Raw genomic sequence first — 18583 nt, forward strand, 5'->3', positions numbered from 1 at the left:
GCTTGCGGCGCGGCGGGACAGCAACAGGGCTGCCGTCCCGCCGGGCCGGGGCGCTACCGGACAGGTGAGCCCGGTGCGTTACTTCTTTTCGCTGTCCAAGAACTTCTGGAAGGCTTCCTGGGCCGAGTCAGCGGCTGCCGCAGCGTCCGCCCCGGTAATGCTGGCCACGATCGGCTCGCCGACGATTTCGCGGGCCTTGCCAACGGTGACAACCTCCGGGCGGTCATGCCCCACGCCATTTTCGGCGCTGACGGCGATGGCCTCGGCAAGGTCCTTCGGATAGGTCGAGGTTCCCTCGGGGTTGGCCCAGACGGAAACACGGGGTCCGGGGACTCCGGCCTTTTGGGCGGCCAGGGTACGTTCCTTACTGGTGGCCCACTGAATGAACTTCCAGGCGTTGTCCTGGTTGGCCGAGGCCTCGTTGACTGCCAGGCCCCACGACGGGACGTTGTAAGGCTTGGAACCTGCAGGACCGGCCGGCAACGGAGCGAAACCAACCTTGTCCGAAACCTTGGACTTGGCAGGATCCGTGGCGTTCTTGTAGAGCGAATCCGCCTCCGTGTAGAACGCGGCCTTGCCTTGGGTGAAGATAGCCATTGCCTCCGGCCAGCTCATGTCCGTGCTGACGTTGGCCGGACCGAAGTCCTTGATGAGGCCGCCATAGAACGCGTAGGCCTTCTTGGCAGCGTCCGAGTTGACCGTGGCCTTGCCCTCAGCGTCGGTGAAGTCACCGCCAAAGCTGTACAAGAAGCTGGAGAACTGGGTCACAGCGGCGGATTTGCTGGTGCGTGCCACGAAGCCTGCGGTGCCGGGGTTGGCGGCCTTGATGGCCTTTGCGGCAGCCTGGAGCTCCTCCATGGTCTTGGGAACTTCCAGCCCCGCAGCTTTCAGGAGGTCCTTGCGGTAGTAGAGGACTTCCCGTTCGGTGATGATGGGAACGCCCACCACCTTGCCGTCGATCGTCGTGGCCTTGACCGGGCCCTCCTGGTAATCCTTCCAATCCCAGTCGGCGTCGGCGGATACCTTCTCCGTCAGGTCGGCCAGGTAGCCGTTCTTCGCGAAGAGCTTGCCCTCCTGCAGCGGGCGGTACATCATGACGTCGATCTCGTCGCTGCCGGCGTTGAGTTTTACGTTGTACTGGTCGGAGAGCTGGTCTTCGCCCAACTGGGTCAGCTCCACCTTAAGTCCGAATGCCTCTTCGAACTCCGGAATTGCTGTCTTGATTCCCTCGGTCCAGACGTGGTTGGCCAGCGTCACCCGGACGACACCTGACTCCTTGGCCTCGTCGCTTCCGCCTGCTGATCCGCAGGCGGTCAGGCCAAGTGACAGTGCGGCGGCGACAGCCGCGTACTTCACGATCGAACGTCGCTTCATTACGACTCCCTTTTCAGTTGCTGGTGAGCCCAGCCGCGTACAAATGCGTCTTTACATCTGCTCTGAAAGAGATCATAGGTAAATAAGGCAGACTTAAACAACCCTTTACCTGAAGCCCGTATGATTTAAGAATGAAGACCCCAAAGGCGGAATCATCCCAGGACCTGCACGCGTCGCTCGTGCAGAAACTGGGGCTTGCGATCGCCGATGGGCGCCTGGCGCCGCACTCGATACTGCGCCTGGATGAGCTGGAAGTTGAGCACAAGGTCTCCCGCTCAGTTGTCCGCGAGGCCGCCAGGGTTCTCTCGTCCAAGGGTCTGTTGGAGTCCCGGCGCCGGTTCGGGACCGTAGTTCAACCGGAAGAGGCCTGGAACCTTTACGACCCCGAGGTCATCCGATGGCGTTTGGCATCATCACGACGACTGGAACAACTACAGGCCCTGAACGAGCTGCGTGGAGCGATCGAACCGCACGCAGCCCGGCTTGCGGCCGGCAGGGTGTCCTGGGACGGCGGCAGCCAGCTGGTCTCGCTCGCAGCACGGCTCTGGGCGGCAGGCCAGAGCGGCAACCAGGATGAGTTCCTCCGACTGGATGTGGAGTTCCATACGGCAGTCCTCAAAGCCTCGGGCAACGCAATGTTTTCGCAGCTCCAGAACCTTGTGGCGGAGGTTCTGACCGGGCGCACACAACATGGCCTGATGCCGCATTTGCCCCAGCACGAGGCGCTGCAGCTTCACGTCGATGTAGCCAGTGCCATCCAGCGCGGCGAGGCAGCAGCCGCCCATGCCGCAATGTCCCGGATTGTTGAGCAGTCCACCGAAGAGATGGGCCACATCTGGTCAAGCCATCAGCAGGACGGCCAGCTCCCCGCCTAGAACGAACCCGTGGTGAACTGCCAGGTTTTGGAAGCAAGCGCATTCCCGGCCAGGTCGCGGATACCGGCAGTTCCGCCGGTGAGCGCCACCGTGTACTTCGTCTTCTTGGCCAGAGCCAGGCTGGGATCCAGGATCCATTGGTTGGTAGTCCCGTTGCGGAATAACCGGGCAGAAACCGTCGCACCGGTGGAGGCATTCTTTACCGTAAAGGTCCCGGTTCCAACACCCTGGACCGCCTCGCTGAACGTCACCGTGATGTTGCTGCCCCGCTTGACCAGGAGTGCATTGCTTCCCGGTGCAAAGCCCGTGATCACCGGAGCCGGGCCCGTCAGGAACGTCCAGCTGGCGGTCGCCAGCGGCGTCCCCGCGGCGTCCCGGATGGCTGCGCTGCCGCCCACCAGCGTGGCGGTGTACATGGTGTCGGCGGCCAGGCTGGACGTGGGGTCCAGGACCGCGGTCCGTGTGGTCGGGTTGTAGGACACAGCTGCTGGCACCGTGGTCCCGGCAGCGGTCCTGAGCACGAAAGTGGAAGATCCAACACCCTGCACACCGGTGCTGAAGGTTGCCGTGACATTGGCGCCCGGCACCACCCCCGTGGACTTGGCGGCAGGGCCCACGGCCGTGACGGTGGGTGCAGGTGCGGAGGGAGCAGCAGGCGCAGCCTGCGCGGGCGGTGAATACAGGAGACGGTTCGGCGTGCCGGCGCTGCTGCCCGTGATGGCTCCCGCCGTCGCGTTGGCGGTCAGTGATCCGGCGACCTGCGCAGGAGTAAACGCGGGGTTCAGCGAGAGCAGGACCGCGGCTGCGCCGGCGGCGTGGGGTGCTGCCATGGATGTCCCCGACATGGAGGCCGCGGCGGTAGTGGAGGTGTAGGAGGCGGAAGCAATGGCAACCCCGGGCGCGTACAGGTCGACGCAGGAACCGTAGTTGGAGAAGGACGCCTGCCGGTCGGCGGAGTCGCTGGCGGCCACGGTCACCGCGGCCGGCACCCGGGCGGGGGAACTGCCGCAGGCATCGACGGCAGAGTTGCCGGCGGCCACCACCGCAGTGACGCCGTCATTGATGACTCCCTGCACGGCGGAATCCACCGCGGTGCTGGTGCCGCCGCCCAGGCTGAGGTTGGCAACGGCGGGCTCGCCGGCGGCATGGTTGGCCGCGATCCAGTCCAGGCCGGCCACAACATCGGAGTTGTAGCCGGACCCGTTGCAGTCCAGGACGCGGACGGGAACCACTGTGGCGCCCTTTGCCACGCCGTAGGTGGCGCCGGCAACCGTGCCCGCAACGTGTGTGCCATGGCCGTTGCAGTCACCGGTCCCGCGTCCGTCGGCCACTGCTGTCCAGCCTCCGGCCACCCGGCCGCCGAACTCCGAGTGGGACGCCAGGATGCCGGTGTCCACGACGTAGGCCTTCACGCCGGAACCGGAAGCGGTCCAGGTGTAGGAGCCCGAGAGCGGAAGGGCCCGCTGGTCCAGCCGGTCCAGGCCCCACGGGGACGGCTGCTGCGACTCGGTGGCGCTCACCCGGGCATCCGCTTCCACTGACAGCACCCGGCCGGAGCGCGCCAGGGCTGCAGCCTGGGCCGGGGTGGCGGTTACCACGGCGCCGCGGAAGGCGTGGGCAAAGGTCCGGCCCACTGCCAACCCCTGGGCCTTGAGCCCGGCAGCCTCGGCGGCCACATCGGCCCCCGGCGTGTATTGGACAATATAGCGGCCGGCCGGTGCAGGATCTGCCGCAGGAGCGGCCTGGGCCGGTACGGAAACGGTGACGAGCGCGAGGGCCGGAACGGCCACAGCAAGGGCTTTGCGGGCGAAGGGGAAGATGCGAATCGGAGGATCCTTGGGGTGGCAATGTCGGACGTGGGAAGCGGTCACATAACCCCGCTACAAAAAGGATAGGAACGGGCCGCCCGCCCGGGCCCGCTCCTTGCACGATCCTGTGCCAACCTTTGGCGCCCCCTGCGGATCTGCCGGGCTTAGCCCTGGTGGTCCCGCCAGGAGTGCTGGGGCTCAAAGCCCAGCAGACGCCGGGCCTTGTCGATCGCCAGCATGGTCTCGTGCTCGCCGAGTTCGCGGGTGACCTTCACCGCCGGAAATACTTCCGCCGCGAGGCTGGCGCTGGAGCGGCTCATCACCGTGTCCGCGTTGGCGACAATGAACGCCTCAAATCCGGGCTTTCCGTTCTCCAGCGCCCGGGCCACGGCCTGTGCCCCGTCCCGGCCGTCAATATAGCCCCACAAGTTCCACTTGCGGAGCGTGGCGTCGGCGTCGAAGGACGGGAATTCCCTGTAGTCCTCCACGTCCATGACGTTCGAGAAGCGCAGGGCCACGATGCTCAGTTCCGGGTCCCAGCGGGTCAGCTCAACGGCCATCTGTTCCTCGAGGTGCTTCACCAGGGAGTAGGTGCTTTCGGGGCGGGCAGGGTACTCCTCGTCGACCGGAATGTAGGGAGGATCGATGTCGAACGGCAGCCCCAGCACCGTCTCGCTGGAGGCGTACACCACCTTTTTGATCCCGGCCCGCCGCGCTGCCTGGAACACGTTGTAGGTGGAGAGCATGTTGTTCTCGAACGTCGCGGCATCCGGAAGAAGGCCCGGCGCCGGAATGGCACCCAAGTGCACGACGGCGTCGAACCCGGTATGCCGGTCATCCACGCCCAGCAGAGCGTCCACCACCTGGCCGTAATCGCGAAGGTCCACCACGACCAGGCCGGGACTGCGGCTGCCGGCCCGGTCCAGGTTGAGTACCTGGTGCCCGTCCTCGATCAGCCTGTGCACCACGTGCCGTCCGAGCTTGCCACTGCCTCCGGTTACTGCGATCTTCATCGGTGTCCTTCCGTTCGGGCGTGCGTCCGGTTCCGCGCAGGCGGAACGGGCATCGAATTACGACGGCGGCGGGCCCCGTCCGCGTACACCGAGACTACCTGCCAGGGCGCCCCTGCGCGGCCCTGGATGGGCGCGTCATGATGACACCGGCGCACTCCCGGGGATGTATATACTCGTGCATATCGGTTTAGCAGCAGGCCGTTGGAAAGCGCGTCAATCCAGCGACCTCCACCGCATCCCGGCCTGACGGCGGGACGGCTGTGTGTTGCCGGCTCGTTTTGACCTGAGCGAATGGCACTAATAATCGTGGCCAGCGAGTCAACAGCTAAAACCGAAACCTCCATCACCGAACACCTGCACGAACTGGTCCTCAACAGCTCCGACGTTGAGGACTTCCTTAACGAACTCGCGCAGGTGTCTGCCCGCAACCTCACCGAGCCCGGCGACGAGATGCTCTGTGCCATCACCCTGCTTCGCCAGCGGAAAGCTGCCACGGTCGCCAGCAGCAGCCATGACGCCAAGGCTGTCGGTGAGCTCGAATACCAGTTCAGCCGCACGCCCAGCCTGTCGGCAGCCGATTCCCGGGAAACCGTCCATGTCCGGGACCTGGAGCAGCAAACAGAATGGCCGGACTACGCCGAGGCAGTCCTGGCCCAAGGCGTGCGCTCCGTGGTGGCGATCCCCTTCGAACTCGAAGGCGAAACCAAGGCTGCCCTGCTGCTGTATTCGGGACGCCCCCACCGCTTTGCCGGCCGAGTCCTGGACATTGCCGAAGACTTCGTGACCCAGGCTTCGCTGGCACTGCGCCTGGCCGTCAGGTTCGCCCATTACAGCGAAACCGCAGCAAACCTCCGGGCCACCCTGGAGACGCGTACGGTGATCGACATGGCGGTAGGCATCATCATGGCCCAGAACCGCTGCAGCCAGAGCGACGCGTTCGAGATCCTCAGGACGGCGTCCAGCACCCGGAATTCCAAACTGCATGACGTGGCTGCCGCCGTGGTCAATTCCTTGGGCCAGGGACCGGCCCGCACCCACTACGACGGGTAGCGGGCCGGCGCCTGCTACTTGGCCAGGAAAGCGAGCAGCGCCTCGTTGACCTCGGCGGCGTGCGTCCAGAGGAGCCCGTGCGGCGCACCCTCGATCTCGACGTACTCCGCTGCGGGCAGGGCCTTGGCGAAGAGCCGCCCCGTCGTTTCGATGGGAAGGATGTTGTCCGCGGTGCCGTGCAGGATCAGGGCAGGGACGTCGATCTTGGGAATGTCCTTCCGGAAGTCCGTGAGCCAGGTGGGCTGGGCGGCCACGGACGCGGTGGCGCCGGAGGAAGCAGCCAGGTTCCAGCTGGCGTTGACCGCTTCCTGGCTGAGCCGCGGCGTTCCCAGGAACGTGTCCGCGTTGTAGAAATTCTTGAAGAACTCCGTGAAGAACGCGTACCGGTCCGCCGTGACGGCCTCCATCAGCCCGTCGAACACTTCCTGCGGGACACCGTCCGGGTTGTCGCCGGTCTTCAGCAGGAACGGTTCCAGCGACCCAAGGAAGGCGGCACGGGCCACGCGGCCTGAACCGTAGGTGGAGAGGTAGCGGGCCACCTCGCCGGTTCCCATGGAAAAGCCCACCAGGACGGTGTCGTTCAGGTCCAGGGTGTCCAGGAGAACCTTGAGGTCCGCGGCGAAGGTGTCGTAGTCATAGCCCACAGTGGGTTTGCCCGACTTGCCGAAACCGCGGCGGTCATAGGTGATGACCCTGTAGCCGGCCGAGAGCAGGGCGGCCGTCTGTTTCTCCCAGGACGAACCGTCCAGCGGGTAGCCGTGGATCAGTACCACCGGCTGCCCGGTGCCGTGGTCCTCGTAATAGAGCTCGATGTCAGTGCTGTTTTCAGTTCCTACGGTGATGTATGCCATCGCTTCGGTCCTTTCTCGACTGGTATCGGTGCCCTCCGGATCAGGCCTTGGCTGCCTTGCCGGGCAGTGCCAGCCGGAAAATTTTGCCCCAGGTGGAGCCGACCTGCTTCAGCAGCGGCCCGGTGGTGTAGCTCAGACCGTACCGCTGGCAGATTTCCCGGACCTTGGGCGCCACCTCGGCGTACCGGTTGGAGGGCAGGTCCGGGAAGAGGTGGTGCTCAATCTGGTGCGAAAGGTTGCCCGTCATGATGTGCATGAACTTCGACCCGGAGATGTTGGCGGAACCGATCATCTGGCGGATGTACCAGTCGCCGCGGGTTTCGCCTTCGGCCATTTCCTCCGTGAAGGTGTCAGTACCTTCGGGAAAGTGGCCGCAGAAGATCACCGCGTGGGCCCACACGTTCCGCACGGCGTTGGCCGTGATGGTGCCGTAGAGTGCCTGCTTGCCGGAGCCGGTGAGCATGGCAACGGCCGGGGTCGCGGCATAGTCCTTCGTGAACTGGGTGACAACCTTCTTGCCGAGGGCCTTGAGGTCCTTAAGCAGCGCTTCCTTGGACTTCGTGCCTTCCTTGAACTCCGTGAGCTCAAGGTCGTAGATGGCGATGCCCCACTCGAAAAAGGGCGCCAAAATGGCGTTGTACAGGGGGTTGCCGAGGTTCATCGGCTTCCACGGCTGGTTCTCGTCCATACGCAGGAGGTTGTATCCGACGTCGTTGTCCTTGCCCACGACGTTGGTCCAGCGGTGGTGGAGGTCGTTGTGGGTGTGCTGCCAGGAGCGTGAGGGCGTGACGAAGTCCCACTCCCACGTAGTGGAGTGGATGTCGGGATCCCGCATCCAGTCCCATTGGCCGTGGAGCACATTGTGCCCGATCTCCATGTTTTCCAGGATCTTGGCCAGGCTCAGCAGCGTGGTTCCGGTGACCCAGGCGGCCTTGTTCTTGCTGACCAGCAGCGCGGCGCGGCCGGAGATCTCCAGGGCCCGCTGGACTTTGATCACGCGGCGAATGTAGGCGGCGTCTTCTGCGCCGCGCTTGGCAAGGACCTCGTCGCGGATTGCGTCGAGCTCGCGGCCCAGCTCCGCCACCTGCTCGTCGGTGAGGTGCGCGGCGGCGGGAGGACGGACCGTGGGGCTGCCCGATTCGGCGAGCTTGCCGGGGCGGGCGCGCGTGGGTGTTGGCTTGGAGGGTGAAATGACAGACATACCTTGATGCTCCTCAGAGTTCGAGGTTGACGGGTCCGGCGGCTGCCGAGACACACGTTTGAATCAGTTGGCCGGGTTCGCCATGGATTTCCCCGGTGCGGAGGTCGCGGACCTGGCCGGCCAGCAACGGTGTGAGGCAGCTGTGGCAGATGCCCATCCGGCAGCCGCTGGGCATCAGCACCCCGGCGTCCTCGCCGATGTCCAAAAGGGGAGTATCGCCGTCGGCCTCGACTTCCCGGTCCGAGGCCTCGAAGGTGACCAGTCCGCCGTCGTGTCCCACGCCCGCGTTGAACGTGGTGTTGAACCGTTCAATCATGAGGTTCCCGGGTTCACCGGGGACGGCGAGGTCGGTACCGGCGCCGGCGGCGGTGAGTGCGACCCGGTTCCAGAGCGCTTCGGCGTCATCCAGGAAGCTGTCAGGACCGCAGGCGTAGGCAGCACGTTCCTTCCAGTCCGGGCAGATCTCGTCGAGCTGCTCGGTGTTGGAGAAGTCCATCCGGCCCTGTTCTCCGGTGAACCAGTGTGCCAGGCGGAAGTTGGGGAACTGGTCCGCGAGCTCGGCAAGTTCCTCCCGGAAGAGGCTGTCGCCGGGGCTGCGGGCCGAGTGGACCAGCACGACGTCGGCATCCGGGCGTCGTGGCACCAGCGTGCGGATCATGGACATCACCGGAGTGATGCCGCTGCCGGCGGTGACCATCAGGAGCGGGCGGGGATGTTCCGGGAGCACGAAATCACCCTGCGGCGGCGCGAGGAACAATACGTCGCCCGGTTTGGTGGTCCGGACGAGGGTGCCGGAGACGGCGCCGACGTCAGTCACCGTGATGGCCGGATCCTTGCCGGCAGGGGCGCTCAACGAGTAGGAGCGCCAGTGGCGGACCCCGTCGAGTTCGACGCCGATGCGCGCCCACTGGCCAGCAAGGTGCGCCTTCCAGCCGCGGCCGGGGCGGAAAAAGATCGTGGCGGACTGGGCGGTTTCCTGCACCACGCGCGTGACTACGCCGCGCAGCTGGCGCGCGGAATAGACCGGATTGAACAGTGCAAGGATGTCCTCCGGCGCCAGGGGCGTGGTGAGCACAGTGGCCGCCTGGGCCAATTGCCGTAACCGGATCATGCGATCAAGCCTAATGCGGCGCGAGCCATAGTTCTCTCTCTCCGTCATATGACCGTTCCGCAGTCACACTGTAAATGGTGGCGCTAAGCCCCCACAGCCGCACTCTAAGAGTAACGGCTGGCATGGGCGGATGGTTCCCCGTCGTATTCCGTAAGCATGCTTAGTATACCCATGATGTTACCCAAAAGCTTCGAGTTGAAGTCCACTCCCAGCTGGTTGGGGACCGTGACCAGCAGGGTATCTGCCGCCTGAACGGCAGCATCGCCGGCAAGTTGTTTGGCCAGGGCTTCCGGTTCTCCGACGTAACTCTTGCCGAACCGGGCGGTCAGGCCGTCGATGACACCTACCTGGTCCCGGGTATCGCGCAGGGCGCTGCCACCGAAGTACCGCCGGTCCTGGTCGTCCACGATGGGCAGCACGCTGCGGCTGACGGACACCCGCGGGGCGTGTTTGTGGCCCGCGGCGGTCCAGGCCTCGCGGAAGAGTCGGATCTGTTCGGCCTGGAGTTCGTGGAAGGGGACTCCCGTGTCCTCGGTCAGGAGGGTGGAACTCATCAGGTTCATGCCCTGCTCCGCTGCCCACACGGCGGTGTTCCTAGTCCCGGCGCCCCACCAGATGCGCTCCCGCAGGCCGGGCGACTGGGGCTGGACGGGCAGCAGTCCGGTCGCAACACCCGCATAGCGCGGGTCCGACTGCGCCACGCCGGCGCCGCCGATGGCATTCCGGAACTCCCCTGCGTGCCGGCGGGCCATGTCAGCGTCCGTTTCCCCCGGCAGGGGCCGGTATCCGAACGCGGACGCGCCCTGCAGGGCGGGTTCAGGTGAGCCCCGGCTGATGCCCAGCTGGAGCCTGCCGCCACTGATCAGGTCCGTGGCGGCGGCTTCCTCGGCCATATATAAGGGATTCTCGTACCTCATGTCGATGACCCCGGTGCCGATTTCGATCCGGCTGGTCCGGGCTGCGATGGCGGAAAGCAGGGGAAAGGGTGCCGCCTGCTGGCGCGCAAAGTGGTGCACCCTGAAGTACGCACCGTCCAGGCCCAGTTCTTCGGCGGCTACCGACAGTTCGATGCCCTGGAGCAGTGCGTCCGCTGCCGTCCGGGTGCGCGAGCCCTGACCGGGGCCCCAATGGCCGAAGGAAAGGAAACCAACGTTCTTCATATCTGGCCCAACAGGGCAGGCGGCGCGGGAATTCCCCGGGCCGAAAGACTCTGTGCCGCCTGTTGAGTGTGTGGGACGCTTCCAGGATCCGCCCCGCGTGGGGCGGCCTCCCATCCAGGAAAGAAGTGTGTCATGCATCGGAAAAACCTGCAGCCTGTCCGTTTCGCTGCCATGGTTATGGCCCTGCTCGGAATCCTTAGCGGCGGCCTCCTCGTGGCTTCGCCGGCGTCGGCCGCCACCACATTCAGGGTGGATTACAGGTCACAGTTCGCAGAGGCTTACTCGGACATGGTGTCCCCGGACGGCTGTACCTTCACTTCTGTCATGGCCGGCGCCGGCTATAGCCCGGAGGAAGGAAGCACCATGTTCTATTCGACATACAGCTTCAACGACTGCACCCAAGAGTTCTACTACTCCGCTTATGGATCAGCTCCAACCGACGTCTTCACCTTCGATAAGGACTTTGTCCACGCCGTTGCCACCGTTCTGCTTTCCGATGGAAGCCAGATCTACCTGGACCTGACCTGGCAGGGCACTGGCCCTGTCATGCGGGGAGGCACCAACTCCAGGACCATCCTGCCCGGGCAGTTCGTCAACCGGTTCAGCCTCAGGGGAACGTCGCAGGAGGCCGTGGTCACCGGGACGCCTTCCTTCGCTAGCGGAGTGATCTCGCAGGCCAAGGGCTCATCGCTGACGGTCATGATCGGCAACCCGTAGGCCTCCTGCTGGGATGATGGCTGGGTGGACAACTTAGCCCAGGCTCTCACCGCCTCCAGGATCGTCTTGCTGTTCGCTCTGGCCGCCGCGGCTGAAATCGGCGGGGCCTGGCTGGTGTGGCAATCGGTACGGGAAGGAAAGGACTGGTGGTGGGCTGGCCTGGGCATCCTGGCCCTGGGGGCATACGGATTCGTGGCCACCCTCCAGCCGGACGCCCATTTCGGCCGGATCCTGGCGGCCTACGGCGGCGTGTTCGTTGCCGGGTCACTGGCCTGGGGCATGGTGTTCGACGGTTTCCGGCCCGACCGCTGGGACGTGGCCGGCTCCGTCATCTGCCTGCTGGGCGTTGCCGTCATCATGTTCGCACCGCGGAGCGCAGGCTAGCGGCAGTCCTGATAAGCGCCCCGGCTAAACTGGCACCGTGACCAACAGCGAGCCGCCCGCCCACGCCCCCGTTCCGCCATCGCGCGGTAAAGTCGCCCAGCGGCTGCTGCCCGGCGGCGAGGAACCGGACCCCCGTTTCACCCTGGCGAACGAACGGACGTTCCTTGCGTGGATCCGGACGTCCCTCGCCCTCCTGGCCGGCGGCATCGCCATTGAGGCCTTCACGGGCGACCTGTTCCTGGAGCCCCTCCGGAAGGGCCTCGCCATCCTGCTGCTCCTGCTGGGCATGCTGCTCAGCGGCGGCTCAGCGGTACGCTGGCTCCGCGTGGAACGGAGCATGCGCAATAAGGCGCCCCTCCCCCTGCCGCTCATCGTGCCGCTGTTGGCCGCGGCGGGCGCGCTGGCGGCCGCCGTCGTGCTGGTTTTTGTCCTCTGGCGTTAACACCCAATGGCCCGCTACCGCCCCGCCTCCACCCTGCACGGTGACCCCGGACTCCAGCCGGAACGGACCGCCTTGGCCTGGGGCCGCACCATGATGGCGCTGGCCACCGTGAGCGCGTTCTTCCTCCGCTGGCTGCCGATCCACGGGCTGCCCATCCTGCTGTTGTTCGCCGTCTCCTCAGCTGCGGCGCTGGCCATCTACCTGACGCAGCGGCGCCGGTACAGCCACCGCGCGCAAGGAATAGCGTCCGAAAGCGTGGAGGCAGACGTCTCCGCCGTCCTGTGGACCGCTTTTGCCGGGGTGGCGCTGGGAACCCTGGGAATCGGCGTCGTCCTCGCCGGATAGTCAGCGCACCGCAGGGCAGTCGGCGCGGTGCGGCGCTGGCCGCCCAGTTAGAACATCGGGAGCAGGAAGCCCGCCACCAGCGCCACCGCCCCGATGCCCGTGAGCCAGGCGCCCAGGATTCCTGCCGTCCGGCCCGGCTGTTCCGGCGTGACCATGCGCCACTGGGTGGGCCGCTTCGGGTGGTAGTAGATGGGGAGGGTGTCGCCCGCGGCCATGTCCTTGATGTCGTGGGGCGACATCGGCGCCTGATGCACCTGATGCCTGCGGTCCGCCCACCGGAATCCCACGCCGGTGATGTCCGAATAGACCACTCCCTGCGCCACCTCCCATGGATGGACGAAACGGCGCATGAAGCCGGCATAAGAGAGGAGTCCGAGCCCAGCGGGCAGGCACAACCAGGTCAGCATTTCCAGGATTGGACCTGCCAGATCGAGCACGGTGGTCATGGTGAAGATCGTACAGCGCGGGACGGGCTTCCCGGGGTGGTGGCCGGGGCCGCGACTCCGTACGCTGGGAATCCGGACGCGGCCGCAAACACGCCCGCGGACAGCGACGAAGGAGACGCCATGAACGACCAGGATATTTTGACGCGCATCCAGGCCCTCGTGGAGGAGGAGCATTCCCTGCGCGAACCCGCCGACGGGCAGGCGCCGGACCGCACCCGCCTGCGCCAGGTGGAGGAAAGCCTGGACCAGTGCTGGGACCTGCTCCGGCAGCGGCGGGCTAAGATCCGCTCCGGCGAGGACCCCAACGACGCCGAGGCCCGCCCCGTCAGCGAGGTGGAGGGCTACCGGCAGTAGGCCCGTAGGCTACAAGGTAAACGCGTTCAACGAACAACCCTGACAACAGGTTGGAGCCTTTCCATGCGCATCGCAGTCGCCCAGATCATCAGCAGCGCCGACCCGGCTGCGAACCTGGACCTGGTCCGGGACTACACCGGCAGGGCCAAGGCCGCGGGGGCTGGACTGGTGGTGTTCCCCGAGGCCACCATGCGGGCGTTCGGCAACTCACTGCGCGGCATCGCCGAACCGCTGGACGGACCGTGGGCGACGGCGGTCCGCGACATCGCGCGCGAGCACGGCATCGCGGTGGTGGCGGGGATGTTCACCCCCGGCAAGGACGGGCGGGTGCGGAACACGCTCCTGGTCACCGGACCCGGAGTGGAAGCCTCATACGACAAGGTGCACCTTTTCGACGCGTTCGGCTTCACCGAGTCCGAGACGGTGGACGCCGGCGAGGCCCCGGTGACGTTCGAGTACAACGGTACGGTCTTCGGACTGGCGACCTGCTACGACGTCCGTTTCCCCGGGCTTTTTACGGCCAACGCCAATGCCGGAGCGCAGGTCACCATCCTTTGCGCGTCCTGGGGCGCCGGTCCGGGCAAGTCCGAACAGTGGGACCTCCTGGTACGGGCCCGAGCCCTGGACAGCACCACGTTCGTGGTGGCGTGCGGCCAGGCCGACCCGGCGAGCGTTGGCGCCGGTGGCGCCGAAACTTCCGATACCCCCGGGACGGCTCCGACCGGCATCGGGCACAGTGCCGTCATCACTCCCCTGGGCGCCCCCTTGGTGACGCTGGGCGCCGAACCTGAGCTCGCCGTCGTCGACCTCGATCCCGCAGAGGTAGCTCAGGCCCGCCGGAAGCTCCCCGTGCTGGCCAACGCACGGCGATTCTGACCGCGCCGAGAGGCCGCGTTAACATTTCCGAAACATCGGCGACACGCGATCTTCACGCAACGGCAATTTGTGTAACGTGACCGCAACTTGACGCTCGATTAGCGGAAACACTGGACCCGAAAAATGGACGGCGGGGGAAACACGGGGCGTGCAGCCAGCTCCCCCGTTTGCCGTTTACATGCGAAGGGACCTTCCGGTGGAGATCACTGCCCAACACGTCTGGCTGATGATTTCAGCCGCGATGGTACTGCTGATGACCCCCGGGCTTGGCCTCTTCTACGGCGGCATGACCCGCGCCAAGGCCGCGCTGAACATGATCATGATGAGCTTCATCTCGGCCGGGATAGTCGGCGTGGTCTGGGTTCTCTGGGGCTATTCCATGGCTACCGGCGACAGCGTGCTGGGCATCGTCGGCAGCCCGGCTACCCACTTTGGCCTGCAGGACATGATGGGTTCACCGGACCTGATCTCCGCCGGTTACAGCGCAACGTTCGCCATCATCACCGTGGCCCTGATCAGCGGGGCCATCGCGGACCGGGCCAGGTTCAGCGCCTGGTCGATGTTCGTCCCTGTGTGGATCACCGTGGTGTACTGCCCCCTGGCGTTCATGATCTGGGGCGGCGGACTCATGGGACCGGACGGCGCGGTGACCGCAGCGTTCGGCCAGGTCATAGACTTCGCGGGCGGCGCCGTCGTCGAAATCAGCTCCGGCACTGCGGCGCTGGTTCTCGCACTGATCGTGGGCCAGCGGCACGGCTTCGCCAAGGATCCCAACCACCGCCCGCACAACATCCCGTTCATCATGCTGGGTGCCGCGATTCTCTGGTTCGGCTGGTTCGGCTTCAACGGCGGAGCCGCCACCAGCGCCGAGCAGGCCGGCCTCATCTGGATCAACACCCTGGTCACCCCCGCTGCCGCCATGCTCAGCTGGCTGGTTGTCGAGAAGATCCGCCACGGCCACCCCACCTCGCTGGGTGCCGCGTCGGGCGTCGTGGCCGGCCTGGTGGCGATCACCCCCTCCTGCGCCAACATCAGCCCAGTGGCCGCCGTCGGGCTGGGCCTGGTGGCGGGCGCCGCGTGCTGCTGGTTCGTCGACCTCAAATACCGCTTCGGCCTGGACGACTCCCTGGATGTTGTGGGCGTGCATCTGGGCGGCGGTCTCATCGGCACCCTGGCCCTCGGATTCATCGCCCTGCCGGTGGACGGCGCGGGTGGAGGCCTGTTCTACGGCGGCGGTTTCCAGCAGCTGATCGCCCAGACCGCGGCCGTCGTCATCACCGTTCTGCTCTCCGGCATCGGCACCCTGGTGATCGGCCGGGCGATCCACAAGACCGTTGGCTTCCGGGTCAGCCACGAAGCCGAGACCGCAGGTGTGGACCTGTCCGAACACGCTGAAACCGCCTACGCCTTCGGGGAGGCCGGGGCCGGCTTCAACCCGCTCGGACACCTGCGTTCACACCAGGAAAGCACGACGGCGGCACGCGCCAAGGAAGACTCCTTCGCCTGAGTGCGTTCAGGCCGCGGCACCTGCTCTGGTCCGGTAAACGTGACCAAATCCTGACCTGCATGTCTCTGGATCGGCCCACCGCTGCGGCGTAGTCTGATGCCACCTCCGAGGCTCAGGGGCAGCTGAATGGCACAGACAATGAAGCGCAAGTACGGCGTTGGCGCCGTCTTGGCACGCTTTATCGGGTTCATTGCCGCGAGCGTCGTGTGCGGCGTCCTGGCGGCCAGCCTGGTGGTTCCGGCGGTGGCGGCAGCCGGGCTGGGAGTCAGCAGATCCATTGGGTTTTTCGAGAACCTGCCCGACGAGCTGACGGTGCAGCCGCCGTCGCAATCCACCAGGGTGCTCACCTCCGACGGCAAGCTGATCGCCACGTTCTTCGCGGAGAACCGGGTGCGGATCCCGCTGGGCCAGATGTCTCCGTACGTCAGGAATGCGGTGGTGGCGATCGAGGACAGCCGGTTCTACGAACACGCCGGGATCGACCCGCAGGCCATTGCCAGGGCGGTAGTTTCCAACCTCACCACGGGCGGCCAGCAGGGGGCTTCCACCATCACCCAGCAATACGTCACCAACGTGGTCAACGAGGCCCGGCTCTCGCAGGACCGTCCCGACGAGGTGATCCTCAGCGGCCAGAAGGACATGGGCGACAAGCTGCGGGAGATGAAGCTGGCCATCGCACTGGAGAAGAAGTTCACCAAGGAGCAGATCCTTGAGGGCTACCTGAACATCGTTTTCTTCAACAGCGAGGCCTATGGGATCGAAGCCGCGGCGCGCTACTTCTTCAGCAGCACCGCCAAGAAGCTGACCCTCCCCCAGGCGGCGCTCCTGGCCGGCCTGGTCAACAGCCCCACGTTCTACAACCCGGCCATCAATCCGGACAAGTCGATCGTGCGCCGCAACCAGGTCCTGTCCGAGATGCTGCGCCAGGGCATGATCACCGACGCCGAGCACGACGCCGCGGTGGCAACCCCCATCCAGTTGAAGCTCACGCCCCAGCGGCAGGGCTGTGCCTACGCGGCCATCGCACCATACTTCTGCGATTACGTTTCGCACCTGATCCTGAACAATCCTGCCTACGGCACCAGCCTGATCGAACGGCAGCGCAAGCTGTACCGCGGCGGGCTGACCATCATCACCACTCTGGACAGCCGGTTGCAGGGAGCCGCCCAGACGCAGGTCAACGGGACGGCCGGCGCCAACCCGGACCGCTGGGGCGCAGCCCTGGTGACGGTGCAGCCCGGCACCGGAAAGATCCTGGCGATGGCGCAGAACACGGTGATCCTGCCGGCCAGGGGGAAGTTTGATACCCACCTGAATTTCAATGTGGACGCCAAGGATCCGGAGGGGAACGACCTTAACGGCGCGGGCGGTTTCCAGCCGGGCTCGACCATGAAGCCGTTTACGTTTGCGGAATGGCTGAATGAGGGGAAGTCACTCACCGCAATGATCGATGCTTCCCGAAGGGTCTACCCGGTGGGCTTCCCGTGGCGATCCAGCTGCGGCCGGGTGATGGGCGCCTACAGCACAGCGCAGAACAACCCGGAGCTGGGGGCTGCCGACGACCTGCAGAACGCTGAACCCGGCTTCTACCGGCCGATGCCCATCAACTATGGACTCTACAACTCGATCAACACGGCCACCTTTGCCTCCGCCACCCAGCTGGACTTCTGCGGCATCCAGAAGGTGGTGGACGCGGTGGGCCTGCATAGCGGCCTGGATGGAGCCCAGATTAATATGCACCAGCTGGGCAACCTGCTGGGTGCCATCGGAGTGGCCCCGCTGCACCTTGCCAATGCGTACGCCACGTTCGCCAACGATGGCCGCTACTGCGCACCCATCGCCATCCTGGAAATCCGTGATGTCACGGGCGGCAGGTTGCCGGCGCAGACCACGGAATGCCGGGACGCGCTCAAGCCGCAGGTGGCACGCGGGGTCAACGCGGTGCTGCAGGACGTCATGAAGAAGGGCTCGGGTGTATGGATCGAGCCGAAGGTCCACACGAAGTTCCCGGTCGGCGCGAAAACCGGCACGTCCAACAACAACGGCTCCACCTGGGTTGTGGGGTACTCCAGCGGACTGGCCACGGCATCCTTCTTTGGCGACGCGCTGGAAGGCCAGGACCGGCCGGGACAGAACGTCACCATCAACGGCGTGTTCTACGAGCGGCTGGACGGCTACATGATCGCCGGGCCGCAGTGGGCCAACTACATGCTCAAGGTGGGTCCGCTGTATCCGCGGAAGGAGTTCCCGCCGCCGCCGGCATCGATGTACGGGACGCCGCCTTCTCCGTCGCCCAGCCCCGGGACGTCCACCGGGGGCGCCGGCCCGGTGTCCACCGGGGGCACCGGCCCGGCACCCTCCAGCCAAAACGACGGATCCACCGGTGGTGCCACCCCGAGCGGGCCGGATAGCGGTTCCGAACGTCAAGGCGGTGGCAGGCCGCCGGCGCCTCCCGGCCGTTAGCTTTCCCCGCGCCACACCTTCCGCCACCACCGGCTGCTCCATCCCCGCGGCCCGGCGGGTGCGGCCGACGGCTCCTCAACAACACGAGCCGCCCGCCGTTTGCGCCACCGGGCCAGCTCGGTTTCCACGTCGCGGGTTTTGGTAACTACCGGCGGACCACCCTGCAGCTGGCGGCGCGCGTCGATGACCCTGCGGTTAAAGTCCTCCAGGAGGTCCCGCGCCTGCTGTTCGGTGTACTGCGAGTCCAGGGTGGCATCGAGCCCGGCATCCTCCTTACGGAGCAGTATCGCTGCGGGCCCCATGCCACTGATGTTCTCCCGTTCCAGGAGGCCTTTGACCCACCAATCGGGGTCGTACGCTTCCCCAAGGCCGGGAATCGGCTTGCCCGCGTATTTGAGGTTGTCGAACTTGCCCTGGGCCATGGCGTCACGGATCAGGTAATCGGCGCGGGCAGCGTCTCCCACCTTCCGGCGCTTTTCACGTTCGCGGGCTTCGGCGGCTTCCAGCGCGGCTTCCTCCTCCGCGCTGATACCCGCTCCCCGGTACGATCTCAGCTCCGCCGCCCGTTCCAGCCGGTTCCGAAATCCGTCGGATCCCCCCGCCATT

Annotated in this window: 19 protein-coding genes; 10 read left to right on the forward strand and 9 right to left on the reverse strand. The window is 65.9% G+C overall.

Annotation, left to right across the window (positions count from 1 at the left end; all coding sequences use genetic code 11):
* Positions 1-78: 78 nt before the first annotated feature.
* Positions 79-1374 carry an ABC transporter substrate-binding protein gene (locus ACIQC0_RS13060; protein WP_400535403.1) on the reverse strand — a complete coding sequence of 432 codons (1296 nt, stop codon included), beginning with the start codon at positions 1372-1374 and terminating at the stop codon, positions 79-81.
* Between the two features lie 131 nt (positions 1375-1505).
* On the opposite strand from ACIQC0_RS13060, the gene ACIQC0_RS13065 reads away from it, so the two are divergent.
* Positions 1506-2249, forward strand: coding sequence for a FadR/GntR family transcriptional regulator (locus tag ACIQC0_RS13065; RefSeq protein ID WP_400535405.1), 744 nt, complete (start codon positions 1506-1508; stop codon positions 2247-2249).
* Here the strand turns inward: ACIQC0_RS13065 and ACIQC0_RS13070 are convergent.
* Both ACIQC0_RS13070 and ACIQC0_RS13075 read right to left on the reverse strand, forming a co-directional pair.
* Complete coding sequence (locus tag ACIQC0_RS13070) at positions 2246-4120, reverse strand: S8 family serine peptidase (RefSeq protein WP_400535407.1); 1875 nt, start codon at positions 4118-4120, stop codon at positions 2246-2248. The two genes, ACIQC0_RS13065 and ACIQC0_RS13070, sit on opposite strands and share 4 nt — an antisense overlap.
* 101 nt (positions 4121-4221) lie before the next feature.
* A complete protein-coding gene (locus ACIQC0_RS13075) occupies positions 4222-5070 on the reverse strand; it encodes an NAD-dependent epimerase/dehydratase family protein (RefSeq protein ID WP_377214321.1) in 849 nt (282 codons plus the stop codon).
* A gap of 306 nt (positions 5071-5376) precedes the next feature.
* Here ACIQC0_RS13075 and ACIQC0_RS13080 point away from each other — a divergent pair, with 306 nt between their 5' ends.
* A complete protein-coding gene (locus ACIQC0_RS13080; protein ID WP_377214908.1) occupies positions 5377-6120 on the forward strand; it encodes an ANTAR domain-containing protein in 744 nt (247 codons plus the stop codon).
* A gap of 14 nt (positions 6121-6134) precedes the next feature.
* Here the strand turns inward: ACIQC0_RS13080 and ACIQC0_RS13085 are convergent, their stop codons facing one another.
* The 4 genes from ACIQC0_RS13085 to ACIQC0_RS13100 form a co-directional block, all read right to left on the reverse strand.
* Positions 6135-6971, reverse strand: a complete 837-nt coding sequence (locus ACIQC0_RS13085; RefSeq protein WP_377214320.1) for an alpha/beta fold hydrolase — start codon at positions 6969-6971, stop codon at positions 6135-6137.
* Between the two features lie 40 nt (positions 6972-7011).
* Positions 7012-8172, reverse strand: coding sequence for a fatty acid desaturase family protein (locus ACIQC0_RS13090; protein ID WP_377214319.1), 1161 nt, complete (start codon positions 8170-8172; stop codon positions 7012-7014).
* A 13-nt stretch (positions 8173-8185) separates the two neighbouring features.
* Positions 8186-9283, reverse strand: a complete 1098-nt coding sequence (locus ACIQC0_RS13095) for a ferredoxin reductase (RefSeq protein ID WP_377214318.1) — start codon at positions 9281-9283, stop codon at positions 8186-8188.
* 104 nt (positions 9284-9387) lie between these two features.
* Positions 9388-10443, reverse strand: a complete 1056-nt coding sequence (locus ACIQC0_RS13100) for an LLM class flavin-dependent oxidoreductase (protein ID WP_377214317.1) — start codon at positions 10441-10443, stop codon at positions 9388-9390.
* A gap of 132 nt (positions 10444-10575) precedes the next feature.
* On the opposite strand from ACIQC0_RS13100, the gene ACIQC0_RS13105 reads away from it, so the two are divergent.
* The 4 genes from ACIQC0_RS13105 to ACIQC0_RS13120 are packed head-to-tail and all read left to right on the forward strand — an operon-like array spanning position 10576 to position 12331.
* Positions 10576-11160, forward strand: coding sequence for a hypothetical protein (locus ACIQC0_RS13105; RefSeq protein WP_377214316.1), 585 nt, complete (start codon positions 10576-10578; stop codon positions 11158-11160).
* A gap of 24 nt (positions 11161-11184) precedes the next feature.
* Positions 11185-11544, forward strand: coding sequence for a YnfA family protein (locus tag ACIQC0_RS13110; RefSeq protein ID WP_377214315.1), 360 nt, complete (start codon positions 11185-11187; stop codon positions 11542-11544).
* Between the two features lie 37 nt (positions 11545-11581).
* On the forward strand, positions 11582-11986 hold the full coding sequence (locus ACIQC0_RS13115) for a YidH family protein (RefSeq protein WP_377214314.1): 405 nt from the start codon (positions 11582-11584) through the stop codon (positions 11984-11986).
* A gap of 6 nt (positions 11987-11992) precedes the next feature.
* The gene (locus ACIQC0_RS13120; protein WP_377214313.1) at positions 11993-12331 is read left to right on the forward strand and encodes a DUF202 domain-containing protein; all 339 of its coding nucleotides are present in this window, start codon (positions 11993-11995) and stop codon (positions 12329-12331) included.
* A 47-nt stretch (positions 12332-12378) separates the two neighbouring features.
* On the opposite strand, the gene ACIQC0_RS13125 is transcribed toward ACIQC0_RS13120, so the two are convergent.
* A complete protein-coding gene (locus ACIQC0_RS13125) occupies positions 12379-12777 on the reverse strand; it encodes a hypothetical protein (RefSeq protein WP_377214312.1) in 399 nt (132 codons plus the stop codon).
* A gap of 120 nt (positions 12778-12897) precedes the next feature.
* Here ACIQC0_RS13125 and ACIQC0_RS13130 point away from each other — a divergent pair, with 120 nt between their 5' ends.
* The 4 genes from ACIQC0_RS13130 to ACIQC0_RS13145 all read left to right on the forward strand — a co-directional run bounded on the left by ACIQC0_RS13130 (position 12898) and on the right by ACIQC0_RS13145 (position 17977).
* Positions 12898-13131 (forward strand): DUF2630 family protein, encoded by a 234-nt coding sequence (locus ACIQC0_RS13130; protein ID WP_377214311.1) that lies wholly within the window; start codon positions 12898-12900, stop codon positions 13129-13131.
* Between the two features lie 63 nt (positions 13132-13194).
* Positions 13195-14007 (forward strand): carbon-nitrogen hydrolase family protein, encoded by an 813-nt coding sequence (locus ACIQC0_RS13135; protein ID WP_400535412.1) that lies wholly within the window; start codon positions 13195-13197, stop codon positions 14005-14007.
* A gap of 196 nt (positions 14008-14203) precedes the next feature.
* Positions 14204-15514: an ammonium transporter gene (locus tag ACIQC0_RS13140; protein ID WP_377214309.1), complete on the forward strand. Its 1311-nt coding sequence runs from the start codon at positions 14204-14206 to the stop codon at positions 15512-15514.
* 126 nt (positions 15515-15640) lie between these two features.
* The gene (locus tag ACIQC0_RS13145) at positions 15641-17977 is read left to right on the forward strand and encodes a transglycosylase domain-containing protein (protein ID WP_400535414.1); all 2337 of its coding nucleotides are present in this window, start codon (positions 15641-15643) and stop codon (positions 17975-17977) included.
* Here ACIQC0_RS13145 and ACIQC0_RS13150 read toward each other — a convergent pair.
* Positions 17974-18582 carry a DUF1992 domain-containing protein gene (locus tag ACIQC0_RS13150; protein ID WP_377214307.1) on the reverse strand — a complete coding sequence of 203 codons (609 nt, stop codon included), beginning with the start codon at positions 18580-18582 and terminating at the stop codon, positions 17974-17976. The two genes, ACIQC0_RS13145 and ACIQC0_RS13150, sit on opposite strands and share 4 nt — an antisense overlap.
* Position 18583: the final 1 nt, after the last annotated feature.

Origin of the sequence: Pseudarthrobacter sp. NPDC092419, from assembly GCF_044755045.1 — a bacterium.
Lineage (GTDB): Bacteria > Actinomycetota > Actinomycetes > Actinomycetales > Micrococcaceae > Arthrobacter.